This is a genomic window from Armatimonadota bacterium (assembly GCA_029907255.1).
Classification (GTDB): domain Bacteria; phylum Armatimonadota; class UBA5829; order DTJY01; family DTJY01; genus JAIMAU01.
This window is the reverse complement of record JARYMF010000001.1, coordinates 126,741-145,387: the sequence shown is the minus strand read 5'-3', so window position 1 is coordinate 145,387 and position 18,647 is coordinate 126,741. Positions and strand designations below refer to the sequence as shown.

The following is an 18,647-nucleotide window of genomic DNA, read 5'->3' as shown; positions in this document are numbered from 1 at the left end:
TATTAGCCGCAGTAATTACCGGCTTAAACAGCAATCAATTATCGAAAATCCACCTTATATCTTTTAACAGCAGAAGAAAGCTTAGGGCGCGGTACGGCTGTGGGTACTTGTAATACCTAGCGCCTCCGACATATGAAATATATCGCCTGGGGCAGGATGATTGATATCCACGGCCGCTTTAATCTGGTCCCGCTTCTCCCAATATGCCTGGATAAGCTGGGAATCCAACATATTTTCAAACACGCTAGCAAACTCGTTTTGCGTCTGCGATTTGAAACAAGTAAAATAATCACATAACGCCAGGGTCAAGAGATACTCATCCGGGGATGATTCAACCTGGGGAGATGCTCGCTGACTACACAGTGCTTCAACTAGACGAGCAAATGCACTGTCGCAGGTCCGATATAAGCTTGGATTTACTTGCTGAATTGCCTCAAACACATCGTCAAAACTGGTATACAAGCCGTGATTGTATAGGATTAAAGCAATAATTCTCTCATTTTGCTTAATTATATCTGCAGGTAGACTTCTAATCCTGAATATCCCATAGGTGCTAGCCACGCTTGAACCATATAACTTTTTAAAGTACTCAAAATCTGCCCCGCTAGTTATCTCAGGTACGCCAGCTTGCTTCAACATAGAATACAAAAACAGGTTGGATGAATAACCAGGTGGGACAGTCTTTTCGACTATTATAAACCCATTTCTAGTGAACCATGAAATCGCTTGCTCAGCCCACCTACCATAAAAATAGAAGCCAACCATATTTGCTATGCCTTCTTTGTAGGTCATTGACATGTCGGGGATAGCTTCGATGAAATAATGATTTTCATCTGCACCATAATAGTAGTTGCCATACATATGTGTGCGATCTTCCGACAAATCCTGAGCATGCATCAATTCATGGCAAAAAGTCGCAAGAATCGAGTTAAAGTCCGGAAATTGCGAGGTGTCATTTAACCAATATGAACCGAAAGTTATGCTGGCTGGGGTGGTATCCGTGCCTGCATACGAACAAGGCCAAGCATGACCACTATCCAGGCAAGCATCATACCATGTGGGGCTTGTGTTTGTAATCGAAGTATTCAAATCGTCAATGAAATAAATGGTAACAGTCTTTTCCGTAATACGCAGAAGCCTCTCGATAATATTCCTAAAATGATTGCAATCCGCCCCTGGCACGGTGCCTCCGCAAGCCGCTTTTATTATTTTCCTAAACTTATCACAAGATTGGCCAGTATAAGGTGCGCCCGATCCGCTTCCATCCAACACCTGCTGAACGTTGATACGCTGCGCAGTCCCCGTAGTTGAATTCGGGTTTGCAACAAAACGGAAATCGAGTTTGCTCTTTATGTATTCCACATCAGCAGCCTGCACACCATTCGCAAATACCACAATTAAGCAGGCGGCGAAAAGAACCCTTGAAACTGTTGGCATGTGTTTTTTCATGATATGCCTCCACTCCTTTGTGCAGCTGCTTGGGTGGGCAATTCATCGCAGAATATAAAGTCGTCGGTAGCGCTCTTGCGGCCTGAAGTTATCGTTTGGCCACCCCTAAGCCGCCAAGTTATCTCATAGCTATACTGAAGCTGGTCCGCGGGGCGAATGTATTCGAGAGTTTGCGAAAGCTGGCCACTCGCCGGATTAAGCGTTGCTTGCTTTACTTGTTCGACATCGCCAAGCTTATAGAACAACTTGACTGTGATTAGCCTAACCCCTGTCTGTTGAATTATATTTGGGTCTGCTTCCAAATGTATCGTCCGCTTAAGATAAGGAGGTGTAACTGTAATGGCAAAATTACTGGACTTTCGCCACCCCATGTCTACCTCCTTGCCCCCGTGGAAACTCCAAACTGTGTTATACTCATAATCCATCCACTTGTCGCGGTCCTTGTCGTCCTTCCAACCATACATGAGCCTAAAGTAATTGCCATTCTGGTTGAAATTTGTGCGGTCAATGCGAATCTCGTCGTTAGTCTGAGCGCCTCCTTCGTGGATTTTTCGCAACCTCACAGCAACATAATTTACATAATTTGCGAAATCGGAGGCGTTTTGGCCATCCAAATAGACGCTTATCTCACGCTGCTTAAAGACAGGATCGTCAAGGTTTACTTCAAAAAAATGTTTGCGGTCATTCATAAGTTTGGAAAGGTTCCCAATGTTTTCGTCAAATCTAAGCTGTAGAGTATCGGACATGTATTTTTTAAAACTCATTTGGAACTTGCCAGTTCTGCGAACCTTCTTCATAGTATAGGAGGCAATCAACGAGAAAGAAGGCTCACTTTGTTGTGAGCTTCGCGCTGACTGACCGTTTTGCGTCTCCCTATCTGATACTGGCACAGGTCGCTTTCCCCTTAGGTCTTGGCTTTGGTGTGGCCTAAACGGCCCTGGTGGACGAGCGGGCTCTTGCTCATCGGAAGAAGTTGCAGTAGAAGTAGCTTGCTCACTTGCAGAACCTGCTTCAGACGTTTCTGAAGACACTTGTTCACTCTCGGGAGACGACTGGCCCTGTTGCGAACGTTGCCCACCTTCATCTCCAATGCCGTTCCACTTGTCCGCCCTAGCAGCAATCATTGTTCGAATCCAATCAATTTTATTGGGAAGCAGATTTGCGCCCGAACTCCGAGACTGTTGCCGTTGAGTTCTGAGAAATTCTGAAGCCTTGTCAAGCAATCTGGTCGCACTCCCCTGCTCCGATGCGCTTTCTTGAATCTTGTCGAACATTGCCTCACAAATCTTACCGTAAGCCATTCCGACTAGCGTATCCATCCTAGCATCTTCGCCTTTGACCACAAGTTTGATAGCACCAGTATCCCTTAATTCGTCAAAGGCATCGCGGATTTGAAAGCCTAGGTAACTGCTAGCGAAGGCTGCTGAGAACTCTCTGTGGCTATATATTTTCTCCCATTCAGCCTCCAGTGTTGCGTCGTAAGGATTCCGGTAGCCTGCCAACTCCATCTCAAAGGTAAAGCTAATGTCTGGAGTAGCCGTTTTGAAACTTTCCCAGAGCAATGTTGCCCCCAGTTTGGTAAGCCTAATACTGACTGCCGCTTTTTCACCATCAAGTATGGGTGCGTTGCCTAGCCCAAGTACCTTGGTTGTCCAATCCCCATTTTCTTGTTGAAAGCTTGAGACTATGCCAAACTTTCCGGACTTGAATATGACCGGTCCTGCTATATTGGCGCCTGGGATTTTACGCCTTAGCTCGGCTTTTGCCTCTGCAAGCTGCTCCTCGGTTGCCCCAAGTTGTACCAAGCAGTGAAGAATTCCACCGCCTTCACCTTCTTCTGCTTCAGTTCCGCCGGGAATGCCTGCAACGTTTTTTACAAACTTAATAAAGCTAAACTGCGGCTTGCCATCGTCGCCCACAGCCAAACGCGCTTTGTCCGGTACATAGTAATAGGTTTTAGGATCGTTGAAATCCTGAAATAAGGTCAACTGACCTGCTTTCACGCTCTTATCTAGGAGAATCTCCTGCCCACAGCCAAACCCAAAAGCCCCAAATACGCCAACTAGAATTGGAACAATACGAAATATTACTCTCATATACCTCAACTCCTTCCAGGTTCCCAGGGGGACATTCTTACATTCCAAGCTTCTCTAAAACTCGCTCAATTGCCCCTGTAACAAGACTTTCTGCTCTCTTTTTGTAAAGCTCCGTGATTAACAGGTCATCCGGTATTGTGGCATAGATATACTCATCACTGACGTTTGCCACCCATGGGCACACTAGCTTTCCGGCTGTCTTGTGGTTGAAGATAAGCCTATAAGCGTAGTTTTTCTTGTCGCGGTCCATGAATATCTTCGCAGAAACCAGTGGCTCTTTCTTTGCCGGCGATAAATGGATGTTGGTTTCAACTTCTTTACCAAATTGATAATAGTGCAATTGAGCCGTACACCTGGTAATATCTTTCTCCTTCAATGCATCCAAATCGCCCTCGAACTCAATAGTTATAGGGCGGACAGGCGGCGTGAGAGTAACACCTTCCCAGCTTCCTTGCACCCATTGTGGGTTTGCAGGATAGATGTTGCCGCCCTTGAGACTCCATTGCGCTTGGTATTCGTATACATCGGGATTGGAATCATCCCCACGGGCGTATGTAACAGAAGCTGTTACACCATTGTTTTTAAGATAATTTGCATCAATGGTTACATGGTCTTCAAAGTCCCGACCGCTTGTTCTCTTTTTCCGAACATTAACGGTCACATAATTAACAGCCTCATCAAAAATCTCTTTGGCATCAAGGTCGAGAATGAATTTTATGTCTCTGTGCGTGAAGAAAGGATCGTTCAAGTTTACTGCAGCAACACACTTTGGATTATTCCTAACGCCGTCATACCACTCAGCAAGATTTGCCGTCAGCTGCAAAGTTTCACGATAAGGAAGGCTGTATTTAAGGTACCAGAAGCGGTCCTTCATTTGTTCCGATTTTGCAAACTTGTAATGACTCATCCTATAGCTGTCACCGCGTACCGCTGGTGCTTTCGGGTCACTGTCGCCCGACTTGTCTCTATCCTCTTCATTCAGCATTTCTTCTGGGCTTACTTGCTCACTTTCTGCAAAGCTGTTGAGGAAAAATTGGAAGAACGCATCGCGGATTTTTGCCGTACGCTCATCGGAGATCTTTTCCTTGAAATTCATGACTATAATTTCTTTTTCGCATAAAAAATCAAACATTTGGCGGGTTTCATTGTAAGTATATTTATGATTGCTATCACTGCACCAAAATAGGAAACACTTTCGCTTGTATTTGTGCTCGTATTCAACCGCGAGACTGTCTGCTTGTTGCTGGAGCTTTGACCAATGGAAATAGATTGTCCCTTCAACAGCAGGCATCATGGTATAGTATGCTAGGTTGAATGAAAGCGATATGTCGGTTATACTTCGCGATTTTTGGAATGTTGCATCTAGCAATTGCGCGCCATTTGCGGTGAGCCTCGCTGCCGCAGCCACCCTCTGCCCAGGCATAAGTGGCGCTTTGCCCGATGTTATGAGAGATTTCGTCAAACCCTGATCTGTCAGTGTTGCAGATGTAATCTGAAAAGTACTTGTTTCACCATCAGGCACAACAGGTGCCGCACCTAGTATTTCCGCCTTTGGTTCTTTCTCCCTAACAAGCCTCAAGAGCTCTGCTTCCTGGTCTTTCGTAAGGCCAAATTCCATTAGGAAGTGTAGAAGCCCGCCGCTTATTCCCCCTGCTTCCTCCCTTTGTTCTGTTGTAAACTTTAAAAATAGAAATTGGGGCGTGCCATCTTCCTTTGTTGCAAGATGCAAGTTCGTTGGCAAGTAGTAGTACTGCGGTTTCATTTGAGTTGAAGACTCCGATTGTAGCAGTGTTACCGCTGTTCCGTCCGAAAGGGTTACAGTTTTTCGCCCTTCGTACATCATCCCTGCGGAACACTGCAATGCAACAATCAAAATAACCAAAACTGTAATAAGCCCTGCAAACAGAATCTTTGTTTTGCTCATTGTTTTCCATCCTTTCCTTGTGGACTATATCAGAGCAATCGCTCTATTTCGGCAACTCGTCTACAAATATAATGCCGCTAGTATCGGCTGTCAGTGGCTTTGTTACTTCACTTCCGTCGTTTAACCCCCACCTAACCTCATAATCATAGCGATATTCCCCTTTAGGTTGGATTACCGCAATCCTTTCCTCAATCGGCTCGTTCTTGACCCTAATTAACAGTTGCCTACTCTTCGGTTTGCCAAAAAAGTCGTATATCAACTTAACTACACAGTACTTAACCCCTGTGTCCCTCATTGCTTGCACATCGCCTTCAATTAATATCTCACGCCTTTCATAAGGAGGCACGACATTTATCATAGGAGAACTTGTTTTGCGCCATTCATCTTCCAGCGTTGCGCCATCACGAAAACTCCACTTTACGCGATACTGGTATTCAAGCCACTTAGCTCTATCATTATCGCCGTTCCAGCCGTATACAACCGAGAATTTGTTTGCCTTCTGTGCGAATGTATTCCTATCTACTACTACCTCCCCCACCGTAGAGTTGCCGTTTTCATGTTGCTTCTCGATTGTCACAGTAACGTTGTTAATATACTTGTCAAAGTCATCAAGGAGGCTACCATCAACGCTAACAAACACCTCTCTCTGGGAAAACATTGGGTCGGCTAGATTGACTGCTTTGAAGTATTTTTCATTCCCGCCGTATTTCTTGTAGAGATCACCTATGTTAAAACTAATCAGCGCTGTTCGCTTTGACACTGCTTGGTGGCTGAAATTGAGCACAGTATGACCGCTTGAAGATATCTCTTTCAGCCTGTATGAACCTGTTAGCGAGAAATAAGAAGAACCACTGCTTGACCCACCTGTGATTAGCTTCATCAACGAATCAAGAGCATTTTCCTGTTGAGAAGGCGGAGGCGGCTCTTCGACTCTTGTAAAAAGTAGATCAAGCAGTTTGCTGTAAACAGTATTCAGTAGTGCCTCAGTTGGGGCATGTTCTCCTTTGCTAATCAACTTAATTGCATTGTTTCGCATCAGACGCTGGAAAGCGAGGTCTACTTCGGCACCAATACAATAGACTTTCGCTCCCGCTTTGAATTGCTGATCCTTCTGCACCTCGCTCCAATCAATATCAACCGTGGCGTCATATGCGTCGCTGAGACCCTCAAATTGCATTTCAAAAACAACTGAAACATCGGGGTTAGCCATCTGAAAGCTGTTGTAGAGTATTTGAGCACTTTGCTTATCCAAGTTGAACGAAACCGCTATTTTGTTCCCCTCAAGAACTGGAGCGTTTCCTGTTGCAATCATTTTCCGCTTTGCGTTATTTTCGCCATCCGGCACATCAACCATTGCTAAAGAAGAAATTATTGCGTATCGGCCGGAGGTGAATATTACCGGTCCTCTCAGCCTGACTTCTTCATCATCAAGAAGCTTCCTAAGCTCAGCCTCCGCTTTCAAAACTTGTTCTTTTGAAGTTCCGTATTCTGCAAGGAAATGAAGAACGCCGCCGCCTGCTGCTTCGGTGATTGTGGTTGAGTCCTCTGAACCCGACTTTACGTTTTCGACATAGCGCATGAAGCTAAATTCCGGTCCACCATTGGTGTCAGTGCTTAAGCGACCATCGGCTGGGATATAAAGATATTCCTTCGGATTCGTAACGAGTGGAAAGCACCATAATCCAGCTACTCGAACCGCCCTATCAATTAGTATTTGCTGGGCATGGCATGCGGTTGTAGTAATTGCAAAAATAACAACCAGATAAACCAATAAAAAAAGGCGTCTAAAAACATAATTGGAAGTGCCGAAAACTTTAACTTTTCCCATATTCTAACTTTGGGCCTCCTGCGAAGGCGGAATAAGCACAAAGTAGGTTTCTTTTGTTTCGCCGAGATCCTGCACAACCTTCCCACCATCTTTGAAGTACCAGGTTACTTTGGCCTTGACTTTTGACCCCTGATCCAAATACAGGGTGACTTGCGAAGTACTCTCGGTATCTCTTGCTCGAAGAGTAACCCTTGTTCTCTTTGGCTCGCCAAGAACAAGATATTCGAAAACCAGATTCGCGCTAATAACGCCTTTATCGTTGAATAAACCGCGGTCGGCATCTACTTCGATAAGTTGCTTATCGAATGGTGGTACCAAGCTAATTGCCGGGTCGTTGGCTTTTAACCACTTAGTTGGATCAGATGGAATGCTTATGGTATCGCGATTTCGCACACTCCACATAACTTGATATTCATAATCAAGCCAGCTTGCATCTTTTTCCCCTAACCGAGGATATGTTACCTCTTGCACTAGCTTTCCATCCTTAACGTTTTCATGACTAAAACGCAAAGTGCTTGTAAACTCAGGATTGTCACCTAGTTTCTTTCTTACATTCACCGCAACAAAATTGATGGCGTCACTGAAACTACTTGCATAGTCGCCATCAACCTGAAAGTAAATTGTTCGGAACTCGAAAGCTGGGTCTCCGAGGTTTATAACGCGGAAATACCGGGGGTCGTCTTTTAATGCATCATAGAGTCCTCTAATATTGCCGGCTGTATTGACGGGCACTTTCACAGTGGAGTTCTTTGTAAGGATTACTGAAAAGGTATTTTGACGAATATCCTCACGTTTCTTCATCACATATTGATTGTCCGTATAATATTTCTGGTCACCCGTTCCTGTGAAAAGCCTTGCAAGCCACCCCTTCGATTGACGACCTGCAATTTGGCTCTGCTCTACAGCAACTTCACGCGGCGGATCTGCCGAGAATCCAGTTTTTGCATCAAACATTAGTTCAATAATTTTGTTTGTAATCGTATCAACTAACGCCTGAAGATCCCCAGCCTTAAGGTCCAAAGCCTTTGTCCTATCAAGCACCTCAACTTTTATGGTGCCGTTCCGTCGAAGTTCATCAACAATATCGCGAATTTGCCGCCGGGTGTAATCTTGCTGGACGTTGATTACCTTGGAGAAGTGGTTATAGACGGTAGTAACGTCAGCTGTAACACGAGCGTCAAAGCCTACTACTGCCGCCTCGTAGTATGCATTAATGCCAATCGAGACATCTGATGTGGGGCCGGATAAAGAATCCCACAAAAGAGTGGCACCTTGCTGATTTAAAACTGCCGCTACAGCCGCACGGCTGCCAGGCGTGATGGGAGCTTTTCCACTTGTAACTACCTTTCGAGTAAAACCGCCTACATCGCTCAACACCGCCGATACCACTTCGAAGCTACCTGGTTCATCCTCTCCCTCAGCAGGTTCTGCCTGCATTAGCGGGACAGGACCCACAATTCTCGCGTCCGGGATGTTTTTCTTCAGCTCTTTATCGAGTTCAGCGACCACTTCGGCCGGCAGGGTAAACTCGACCAATGCATGAAAAAGGCCGCCCCCTGTCTTGCCTGCCGGGTCAACATACTTTAGACACAGAAAGGCTAGCGTCCCATCCTCATTCACGGCAATTCGGGGATAAGTAGGCACATAATAGTATGACTTTGGATCGGCATAGTCCTGAAGTAATTGAACCCCATTAATCATCATTCTGCCTTCGTCCATTTTTACCAAGGCATAACCAGAACTACTAACAATCACTAATACAGCTACCACAAGGCAAAGTGTATGGATTTTTGTCATTGTTCGTCTCCTAAACTTGAACTCTCGGAAGGCTTTGGTAGTTCTTCCGAAGGCGTCGTAACGTCTAACATCTGTGACCATGGCTTGCCAGGTTGCCAAGGTTTGATTTTCTCTTCGCCGCTCATTGTAATCTCGCGAATCCTGTAGGCATAAGGTTCCTTTAGGGAAACAGCAAATTTAAAGCGAACTGTGGCAGAATATATATCTGGAGTTGATTTTGAGAAAGTTACCGTAGCGGTTAACGGCTTTCCTGTAATAGATTTCGCTTGGATTTCAACTATTTTCTCAAAGAGGTCAGGGCGAAGCGAATTATTGAAATCATAGCAATAAACAGAGAGTGCTGCATAATTAGCTGGCACGCTTTCGTTGATATCAATCTGCTTGAATATGTTTGGGTATTTCACAGCGTCAATGGTTACCGACACCGTATCTGCTAAAACTACGTAGGGGTTGGGCTTTGGCTTCTCAGCCTCCCTTGATTCTTCATCGTGATTAATGTCAACATTTCCCTCAACCTGCGCGGTTTCTTGTTCCGAAGCGATGCCTTCAGCATAAAAAGCATAAGACAGGCTCAGTATCACTCTTCCCGCCTGCAATGCATCCCCAAGGGCTTGGCTAGTCAAATCATCAGGAGCTATTGTAAAAAAGCGCTCGCTCCAATAACCCTCCCTAGGAGCCGTGCCTTCGACATTTTCCAACGAACCAGCCCCAATAACTGAGGGTTTAGAATCTGAAGCAAGCTCTTCGCGAGGTTGGTCAACTAAACGAGTATAGTTTAGCAGGGTTTCTACTTTGCGAATTGGCAGTGGTCGAAGATTTGGCACAGAAGCGCCTTGAGTTCTTAGCTTTGCCTTCACCAACGCAATTCTTTTTGCTTCGATTGACGCCATCTTGACTCGAAAGCTGAGAATGCTTTGGGTGCGGAACTCCCCTTTGTCGCCCGAAACACTAGTGCCCATATACCGCATTTGCAGAAAGCTAATCTCGGGTGCTCCATTCGCATCAACGGGTATTAACAACTTCCCCGGCGCATAATAAAAGATTGAGGGATTCACACTATCTGGGTAGATTCGAACTCCCTCAATTTCTTGCGGCCTCCCAAGAAGTGGAACTGCCACCGAACAGGCATCCGAGATCAGCAAAAGAAGAATGGCTAAGAATGCACTTAGGCGTCTTATTATCCTGGGGTAGCTGGTTGCTCGGCAGGCGCAGGCGATTCGGGCGTCGTTGGCACTCCTATAATTGAACGAAGCTGTGCCGAACCCACATAAATCGTTAGGTTGTTCGATTCCGTCCACGTTGTACCTTCCTTTGTGGTGCCATCGGGATTGACAACCGTCAGCTTATATTTAAACAATGGATCTCCTGGTTTTTCTTCGCCAGGTTGTCGGTTTACCAGGTAAACTGGGCCAACTTTGAAGCTTGCTCCATCTTGGGTCAATTCAAGAGTCTTCACTATTTCACCCGATGCATTCGGGTCAAAATACTTAGAAGATACGCTAACAAGCACTAGCGCTACCCCAGTGTCAGCCAACGGAGTCAAAGTGCGGAAAGTAATCTCAGACTGAGCAATGGAAGTCACGCCGCCAGTTACAGCCTCAATTGCTTTTGCGATAGCATCCTGGTCGTCTGCAACCAAGGAATAATCCACCCACATTTTGAGCGCCGATGTATCCAGCCACGATGGCACTTTGTGAGCCTCAATAGTAGCGCTTGCCCTGCTGGGAACAATTGTGTCCGCCAGTTCATAACTGTAAACAGTGGGTGACTCTCCTGGCACAAGAACGTTGAGATACTTTATTTTTGCAGGAAAGAAAGACGCATTCTTAAACTTCACACCACGAGCGAACTGCCTAGCTCCAAAAGAATGTTTATCTGCAAACTTTATGAGAACTGGAATGGTAACCTCAAGTGAACCACTGCCTGAGCTTGACGCCGATTGATATGTTACCGTTCCGCTTATCCCAAGGCCTTGGGTTAAAACCATTTGCAAGTTTTCTTTTGTGACTGGGTCTGTGGTCATGGAGATATCAATCATACCGGCAATATCACTAATTCCAGTTACGCTTATTCGCTCTGGTGGAATATTATACTGCCCCAAATCGCCTTTCAACGAGACTGACATACTGCTGAAGGGGAATGGTTTAAGATCCCTAAACTTTCGTGAAGTGCTTTCGCAATACTTCTGAAGCAATTTTCGAACAAGAGCAATATCCATTGGGTCCACGCCCGATGTGATGCGCGCGGCTATTGACACAACATTTGCATTGGACTCACCGGTTGATACTCCGTAAAGCATGCGGAGTGCGTATCCTGTGTCTTCATCCCAATAAAGATAGTAACCACGTGGAAGATAATAGAAATAACCCGAATCGGGATTCGCATCCTCGTAAATATTGGGGTGTAAGTCCATTATATCCTCAGCAGTTAGCCCAATGTCGGAAGATAAAGTATCAAAAAGACGTATAGCATTGGTGCTTGGGCCTTGCCCATTGTTGTCTTTTACATCTTTCGGCAATCCCATAACCAAGTTTGCTGCTTTCAATCCAACAAGGGAAGGGGTTATCTTTATTACTGATGTGGTGCTCTCAATACCACCAATATTTGATGGTAGACGCGGAGTCACATCTTTAGAGATTGTTTGTACCACAGGTTGAAGCTTGTCGACTGTAATTTTGGGACCTGACGAGCGCCCATCGCCAACCGGTTTGAGCACCGGGTTTGCTGTTACAAAAACCTTTGGATTGAGTACAAGGCTCGGTCCGCTTCCAGCAGTAAGCGATTTGCTTTTCCCAATCGGCTCTGCGACTACCTTGATTATCATCTCTTCGGGTGCAAGGCTCTTCTCCCATTTTTTATTGCACTGGAAAACCTTGATAGCAGCTTTCTTAAAATCACCTTCCTTGCCTATCAAGACCACGAGAAACGATTGATCAAATTGTGTTCCCCGGGCAACGTTTGCCCCTATTTCCAGCCTTACTGTAATTTCTCCTTCAGTTGCGGTTAGAGCTGTTTTCGACGTGTCTACTTCTTTTATAGTCCTTCGTTTGCCATCTTCAGCGTTGACTATTAGAAACATAGCCTCAGTGGTTTCTAAGTCTTTGTAGGCTACTCTCACTACTAATGATTCTGCTCGGTCTTCAATAACTTGGACGCCCTCAATTTTCGCTTTCTTTGTTGAAAGAAGTTCACGCGCAAGGTCCGGAAGCGCTGTGCTTTCCTTTAGAGTTACTCCTTTCAACCCACTGAAGTTGTCAGGGGGAGCACAAGAAACCCTGGAGCCCAAAAGCGCAAAAATGATTCCTAGGAAAACACAGGGAGCTGGGGAACGGAAATACGACGGCATTGGGCTATACCTCCTTGCTTAGCATGCCATACTCTCAACGGTAACGGCTCACTCACCCAAGTGGTGTCTATGAAACCCAATTTGCGCTAATCCAATAGTGGCAAGTCCCAACACCGCCGAGAGAGGGTTTTACCTTGCAAGAATAATTATAGGTTGGTGAAAAATAAATGTCAATTAATTTTTAAATAGCCAACCTGGTTATCTATCAACAAGACCCTAGACTCAACAGACAGACTATGTTAGGATTGGTTAACCAATTGTTGTTAGGGAGGATTCATAGATGCCGGTACATGGGCAAGAATTGCCTAAGACAATGAAGGCCGTTGTTACTTACGGCCCGGAGGACTATCGTCTAGAGGAGCTTCCGGTTCCTCAAGCAGGCCCTGGCGAAATAATCATAAAAATTGACCATGCTGGAGTTTGCGCAAGCGATACCAAATGTTACTTCGGCGCTATTCATTTCTGGGGCGATGGGAAGGTTGAAGGTTACTGTAAGCCTCCTTGCATTGCCGGTCATGAATTTGCGGGCACAGTAGTCCAACTAGGCGAAGGAGCGGCTGAACAACATGGGCTTGATATCGGAGATATGGTTGTTTCCGAGCAAATCGTCCCTTGCGGAAAATGTCGCTATTGTACAACAGGTCGCTACTGGCTTTGCGCTGTGCACGACATCTATGGCTTCAGGAGATGGATGCCTGGTGCATGGGCAGAATATATGAAACTCCCAGCAAATTCGCGCAACTACAAACTTCCTAAGGAAATGCCTAGAAACCACGCAGCGGTTGTCGAACCACTCGCGTGCTCTATTCATGCCGTCAAACGAGCACAAATCCAGCTTGGCGACGTAGTTGTCATTGCAGGCGCAGGTCCGCTTGGGTTAGGCATGGTTGGGGTTGCACGCCTACTAAATCCATCGCTTCTAATTTCAATTGACCCTCGAGATTACCGCCTCAAAGTAGCAAAAGAGCTTGGGGCTGATCTTACAATGAATCCTGATAAAGAGGACGTTGTAGCTCGTGTATTGGATCTCACCGACGGCTATGGATGCGATGTTTATATTAATGCAACAGGATATCCTGAATCTATTTTCCCCGGCTTGATGATGCTCAGAAAGCTTGGCACTTTTGTAGAGTATGGCGTTTTTCTGGCGCCTGCAACAATTGACTGGACGATTATAGGCGACAAGAAAAACCTAAACATCCTTGGAGCTCACCTTGCACCGTATACTTTTCCTCTTGCAATTGATTACATAAACCGTGGGCTAGTTGACGTCTCACCAATAGTCACTCATGAGCTACCGTTGGAAGATTTTAAAAAGGCCCTGCATATGGTTCGAGAGGCAAAGGAATCAATCAAAGTTCTCCTGAAGCCTTAGTCTTGCATTAGGTATTCTTGCCAGTTTTTCTTATTTAAAGTTGACAATCCATCCCCTGATGCTAAAAATGGAAGCGTATTAAGAAGGTGTCTCCAATGCTCCGCGGGCTAATGGTGTGTCTTCTCATAACCGTTCTTTTTTCAACCCTTTCGTTCGCCCAGCCCAATGATTTTCGTTCGATATTAGTAGACGCTTGGTACTGGGGCTCTGGATATGCAATCATAAGCCCTGAAGCAGTCCAAGAAACCGTAAATCGCATCAAGTCGTGGAACTGCAATGCTATACTAATGCAGGTCCGAAAAAGATGTGATGCGTATTACAACTCTTCATTAGAACCATTAGGTACAGACCCCTCGCCAAACCCCGGATTCGACCCATTGGCCGATATGGTGAGCAAAGCTCATCAAGCCGGCTTGGAAGTTCACACGTGGGTTGTGCCATACCGAGTATGGACCTTGCCTACCCCTCCACCCCACAGCATGCCAGAGCATATCTACTACCTCCACCCCGAATGGTTCAGCAAGTATGCAAACGGCGACAAGCTTTGGGATGGACGCTACACAAGCCTTGATCCAGGACTACCGGAAGTGGAGAACTACCTAATTCAGGTATTTTTAGACATAGTAAGTAGGTATGACATAGATGGTTTTCTATTGGATTACATTCGTTATTACGACATTGGCTGGGGTTACAACCCTGCCGCGGTTGCGAGGTTCAATTCTGAATATGGGCGCACGGGGCTACCCTCAAGCATGGACCCTCTATGGCAAGAGTGGCGGCGCAATCAGGTATCCAACCTTGTCAAGCGCACATATCTGGAAATTAAAGCGATAAAGCCCCATGTTAAAGTAGGAGCTCTTGTCTGGCGCACAGCGGCTTCCGGACGCGCAGAAGTTCTCCAGGATTGGGACAGATGGATGGCAAATCACTGGTTGGATTATGCATCCCCTATGAATTACACAACAGACAACCAAACGTTTTATACTAATGCCCTTGACAGTTTGAGCCGCAGTTACGGGCATCACATCTACATGGGCATAGCCGGAGAAATGAATAGTATCTCAAACAGCATTTGGCAAATAGAGAATGCACGCAACGCAGGTTTCCCGGGGATGCATTTATATAGCTATGCTCACCCAAACGCTGGCGAACCCAACCAAGATGGTTTCAAAGCTGCCTTACTTGCAGGTCCATACCCAACGCCAGCGACCGTGCCTGCAATGCCGTGGCTTAATAATCCAACTAAAGGCTACCTCAAGGGATTCATTCGCAACGAGGCAGGCAATGCTGTTTACCCAGCGACTGCAAAAATCCTGGAGCTTGGACTGAGTGATAAGAACTCCGGCACCGGGTTCTATGGCTTTTCTGAAATCACACCTGGAACATATACCATTTGCGTAGAAGCACCTGGATACACTGCCATCCAAAAAACAACCACAATTTTGGCCGGTCAGGTCGCCTGCCTAGATTTCACTCTTCAACACGAGACAAGCCCGCCTACGATATCTAATGTTCGTGCCGAAAATATCCATGCCACGCATGTACAAATCAAATGGGACACGAACGAGCCTGCTACTAGCATGGTGGAATACGGCATTAGCCCAACCTATGAAAACTCTTCCGCGGAAGACATGGCGCAAGTAACATCCCACACCGTTCAGCTTTCCGGCCTGAAGCCGCTTACTACGTATCATTTTTCGCGTGAAATCATGGGATGCGGCAAGAAACATGGCTTGTTCCTCAGATTATATTTTCACAACTGCCGCCAACGACGAACCATACGAAATAATTATCGATAACCTTGATGCTGGATGCTGTGCTTATGGAGATTGGTGGACGGGAACAATTGTAAGCCAAAAATATGGCGCCAATTACTTCTACACCACAACCGCCGACCCTCGAAGATTTGCTATTTTTAGGCCCGAGATTTTGATTCCTGGATTGTATGATATCTATATTTGGTACACCACAGGAACAAACCGCAGCACAAAAGCTAAATGGCGAGTTTATTATGACGGCGGGGTGGAGGAATTAAGAGTTAATGAGCAGATTAATGGTGGAAAATGGAATCTTCTAGTTGCCGGCAAGCCATTTGCCAGGGGAAACTCCGGCTACGTTGCAACTTACAGCGACACCGGCGACACTTCCACGATGGTAATCATAGCAGACGCTGTTAAGTTCGTGCCATCTGCTATTACAACAGCAGACGCAAAGAACCGCCCTGATGGCATGCCGGTTGTGCTCGCCGGCAAAGTTGTGAGTGCTGGGTTTGGCGACCATTTCTATATATGCGAGAGCAAAGAAGAGCAGGTGTCAGGTATTCGCGTAAACGGCATTTCGCCAGCAGAAGGAAGCTACGTAAACGTTTCGGGCACATTGGATACGATAAATGGCGAGCGCGTAATTATGCTATGGAACATAAACTCGTATCCGGGCCCAGGAACACCAAACCCCTTGTTAATGCTGACCAAATGCGTGGGAGGCGCAAGATTGAACCAATACACCCCAGGCGTAAGTGGAGGCATCGGCACAAATAACATAGGATTACTTATCACTATTGCAGGCCGAGTTGTTCGAACGGCGGACGGTTTCAAAGTTGACGACGGTTCAGGCACCCCACTCGAAGTTGATTGCTCAAACCTAACAAGTTTGCCAGATGAGGGAAGCTTTGTCCTAGTTACTGGGATAAGCGGAACAAAACAAACTGAAGACAAAATACTTCCACTCATAAAGCCCAGGCGCGACTCAGATATTATTAAACCCTAGCCCCGAAAGAGATTCCCCATAATCTACTTTTTTCCTCTTCCTGCAAAAAGCACCTCACCCAGGTTGTGCTATGTTGACTCAAAAGCGCTCAATGGAATATTATCTATTCGACTAAAATGATATTCTTATAGGAGTGAAACGATGATTGACGGAAAAGACCTGTATCTTGCGCCTATGCCGAAAAAGATAAGCCGCAGCAGCGGCGTCTTTAATATAGAAGGAAAACGTTACATTGTCTTAGACGCCAAAAACCCGCAGTCGCTGATTCCTGCTGCGAAGATGACAGGACTTGACCTGGAGATCACAGCTAGCCCAAGAGTCCCAAAACAACTCATAGGGGCAGTAATTCGCTTAGATGACATATCGCTGGCAAAGATAGTCACTCACGCAGGCAAAACCGCCCCCGAAGGATATAAGCTAACCATAAGCCCAAAAGGGATAGAAATTACCGCGCGCACACCCGCAGGCGCATTTTACGGCGCTTGCACGCTAGCTCAAATTCTTCGCCAATCTCAGGGTGAAAATTCTAAGGCTCATAATCAAAAATCAAAACCTAAAAATGCAATTCTACGATGCCTTTCTATCTCAGACTGGCCCGACTTTCCAGCCCGCGGCGTAATGCTCGACATAAGCCGTGACAAGGTGCCGACGATGGAAACCCTATATCATATCGTGGATTTGCTGTCTGAGTGGAAGATTAACCAGCTGCAACTCTACACCGAGCATACATTCGCATATCCTGCGCATCCCACAGTCTGGGAAAAAGCAAGCCCAGTGACTGGCGAAGAAATCATGGCTCTTGACGCATACTGCCGCGAGCGATTCATTGAACTAGTGCCAAACCAAAATTCATTCGGGCATATGGAGAGGTGGTTAAAACATGCAAAATATCGGCCAATGGCCGAAGCTCCACGGGGATGCGATACCGAATGGGGACATTTTGATTACCCGTTTAGCCTCTGTCCGAGTGATAAACGAACTATTCCATTCATTAAAGGACTCTATGAGGAACTCTTACCGCACTTTACCAGCAAAATGTTCAATGTTGGTCTAGATGAAACCATAGATCTCGGCTGTGGCAGAAGTAAAACCTTATGTCAGGAGCGCGGAACGGGGCGAGTATATCTGGACTTCGTCTTGGAAATATACCGGTTGGTCAAGGAACACGGCCGAACAATGCAGTTCTGGGGGGACATAATCCTTAAATACCCTGAGCTTATCCCTGAACTACCAAAGGACATAATCGCACTTGAATGGGGCTATGAAGCCGACCATCCATTTGCCGAGCATGGAGCAAGATTCCGCGATTCGGGCATCCCATTCTATGTATGTCCTGGAACATCAAGCTGGAACGCTCTGGCGGGCCGCACAACAAATGCAATCGAAAATATTGTAAACGCGGCAACTAATGGCAAGAGACTAGAAGCAATTGGGCTTCTAAATACAGATTGGGGCGACAACGGCCACTGGCAACCGCTTTCAGTGTCGTATCTTGGTTTTTTGGCGGGAGCAATGGTTTCATGGAACTCAACAGTTGACCCAAAGAAAACAATAGTAGAAAACCTTTCTATTCATGCCTTCGGAGACCGCACTGGGAAAATGGGGCGGGCATTCTATGACCTTGGTGACATTTACCGCTGCTTCAAGAAGAGAACGTTCAACTCAACCGTACCTTGGCAAATGCTATTCAGAGATATGAACGATCCCAAATTCGAAGAGAATCTATCACTCGAAGAATTCGTAGAAATGGAGCGGCGACTAAAGGAAATAGCAGACGCCGCAAGGGGAGATGATATGCATGCTGTAGATGCGGAGATTGTGCGCGAAGAGTTTGCTCAGGTTATAAAGATGCTCCAACTAGCTGCAGACGTTGGAAGAATCAGGCTCGGCACACCAAAACCAAGAAACCTTGCCTCACGGATAGCCGAGCTCAAAAAGAATCAAGAGCGAGTTTGGCTTCTTCGCAATAGGCCGGGAGGATTGCAAGATAGTTTGTCTAAGATTAAAATAGGATAAGAAACCACCATATTTAGCGAGCGTTAGTTGGATATATCCTAGCATGGTAT

Annotated in this window: 11 protein-coding genes; 4 read left to right on the top strand and 7 right to left on the bottom strand. The window is 46.0% G+C overall.

What is annotated here, in order from left to right; all coding sequences use genetic code 11:
• Nucleotides 1–81: 81 nt before the first annotated feature.
• From QHH26_00580 to QHH26_00550, 7 genes are read right to left on the bottom strand one after another with little or no spacing between them, the layout of a single operon-like run.
• Nucleotides 82–1,449, bottom strand: coding sequence for a hypothetical protein (locus tag QHH26_00580; protein MDH7480451.1), 1,368 nt, complete (start codon nt 1,447–1,449; stop codon nt 82–84).
• The gene (locus QHH26_00575) at nt 1,446–3,545 is read right to left on the bottom strand and encodes a hypothetical protein (protein ID MDH7480450.1); all 2,100 of its coding nucleotides are present in this window, start codon (nt 3,543–3,545) and stop codon (nt 1,446–1,448) included. Before QHH26_00575 ends, QHH26_00580 begins: the two co-directional genes overlap by 4 nt.
• Nucleotides 3,546–3,582: 37 nt before the next feature.
• The gene (locus QHH26_00570) at nt 3,583–5,469 is read right to left on the bottom strand and encodes a hypothetical protein (protein MDH7480449.1); all 1,887 of its coding nucleotides are present in this window, start codon (nt 5,467–5,469) and stop codon (nt 3,583–3,585) included.
• Nucleotides 5,470–5,512: 43 nt separating this feature from the next.
• Complete coding sequence (locus tag QHH26_00565) at nt 5,513–7,297, bottom strand: hypothetical protein (protein MDH7480448.1); 1,785 nt, start codon at nt 7,295–7,297, stop codon at nt 5,513–5,515.
• 3 nt (nt 7,298–7,300) lie between these two features.
• Nucleotides 7,301–9,094 (bottom strand): hypothetical protein, encoded by a 1,794-nt coding sequence (locus QHH26_00560; protein MDH7480447.1) that lies wholly within the window; start codon nt 9,092–9,094, stop codon nt 7,301–7,303.
• Complete coding sequence (locus QHH26_00555) at nt 9,091–10,212, bottom strand: hypothetical protein (GenBank protein ID MDH7480446.1); 1,122 nt, start codon at nt 10,210–10,212, stop codon at nt 9,091–9,093. The genes QHH26_00560 and QHH26_00555 overlap by 4 nt, the downstream gene beginning before the upstream one ends.
• 59 nt (nt 10,213–10,271) lie before the next feature.
• Nucleotides 10,272–12,440, bottom strand: coding sequence for a hypothetical protein (locus QHH26_00550; protein ID MDH7480445.1), 2,169 nt, complete (start codon nt 12,438–12,440; stop codon nt 10,272–10,274).
• Nucleotides 12,441–12,720: 280 nt separating this feature from the next.
• Between QHH26_00550 and QHH26_00545 the strand changes: the two genes are divergently transcribed.
• The 4 genes from QHH26_00545 to QHH26_00530 all read left to right on the top strand — a co-directional run bounded on the left by QHH26_00545 (nt 12,721) and on the right by QHH26_00530 (nt 18,597).
• Entirely contained in the window at nt 12,721–13,815 is a 1,095-nt protein-coding gene (locus tag QHH26_00545; GenBank protein MDH7480444.1) for an alcohol dehydrogenase catalytic domain-containing protein, read from the top strand.
• Between the two features lie 95 nt (nt 13,816–13,910).
• A complete protein-coding gene (locus QHH26_00540; protein MDH7480443.1) occupies nt 13,911–15,614 on the top strand; it encodes a family 10 glycosylhydrolase in 1,704 nt (567 codons plus the stop codon).
• Nucleotides 15,544–16,581: a hypothetical protein gene (locus tag QHH26_00535; protein MDH7480442.1), complete on the top strand. Its 1,038-nt coding sequence runs from the start codon at nt 15,544–15,546 to the stop codon at nt 16,579–16,581. The genes QHH26_00540 and QHH26_00535 overlap by 71 nt, the downstream gene beginning before the upstream one ends.
• A gap of 141 nt (nt 16,582–16,722) precedes the next feature.
• Nucleotides 16,723–18,597: a family 20 glycosylhydrolase gene (locus tag QHH26_00530; GenBank protein ID MDH7480441.1), complete on the top strand. Its 1,875-nt coding sequence runs from the start codon at nt 16,723–16,725 to the stop codon at nt 18,595–18,597.
• Nucleotides 18,598–18,647 lie beyond the last annotated feature (50 nt).

Coding starts and splice junctions, on each gene's coding strand:
- QHH26_00580 (MDH7480451.1), bottom strand. CDS start 1,449: ATGAAAAAACACATGCCAACAGTTTCAAGGGTTCTTTTCGCCGCCTGC.
- QHH26_00575 (MDH7480450.1), bottom strand. CDS start 3,545: ATGAGAGTAATATTTCGTATTGTTCCAATTCTAGTTGGCGTATTTGGG.
- QHH26_00570 (MDH7480449.1), bottom strand. CDS start 5,469: ATGAGCAAAACAAAGATTCTGTTTGCAGGGCTTATTACAGTTTTGGTT.
- QHH26_00565 (MDH7480448.1), bottom strand. CDS start 7,297: ATGGGAAAAGTTAAAGTTTTCGGCACTTCCAATTATGTTTTTAGACGC.
- QHH26_00560 (MDH7480447.1), bottom strand. CDS start 9,094: ATGACAAAAATCCATACACTTTGCCTTGTGGTAGCTGTATTAGTGATT.
- QHH26_00550 (MDH7480445.1), bottom strand. CDS start 12,440: ATGCCGTCGTATTTCCGTTCCCCAGCTCCCTGTGTTTTCCTAGGAATC.
- QHH26_00545 (MDH7480444.1), top strand. CDS start 12,721: ATGCCGGTACATGGGCAAGAATTGCCTAAGACAATGAAGGCCGTTGTT.
- QHH26_00540 (MDH7480443.1), top strand. CDS start 13,911: ATGCTCCGCGGGCTAATGGTGTGTCTTCTCATAACCGTTCTTTTTTCA.
- QHH26_00535 (MDH7480442.1), top strand. CDS start 15,544: ATGGCTTGTTCCTCAGATTATATTTTCACAACTGCCGCCAACGACGAA.
- QHH26_00530 (MDH7480441.1), top strand. CDS start 16,723: ATGATTGACGGAAAAGACCTGTATCTTGCGCCTATGCCGAAAAAGATA.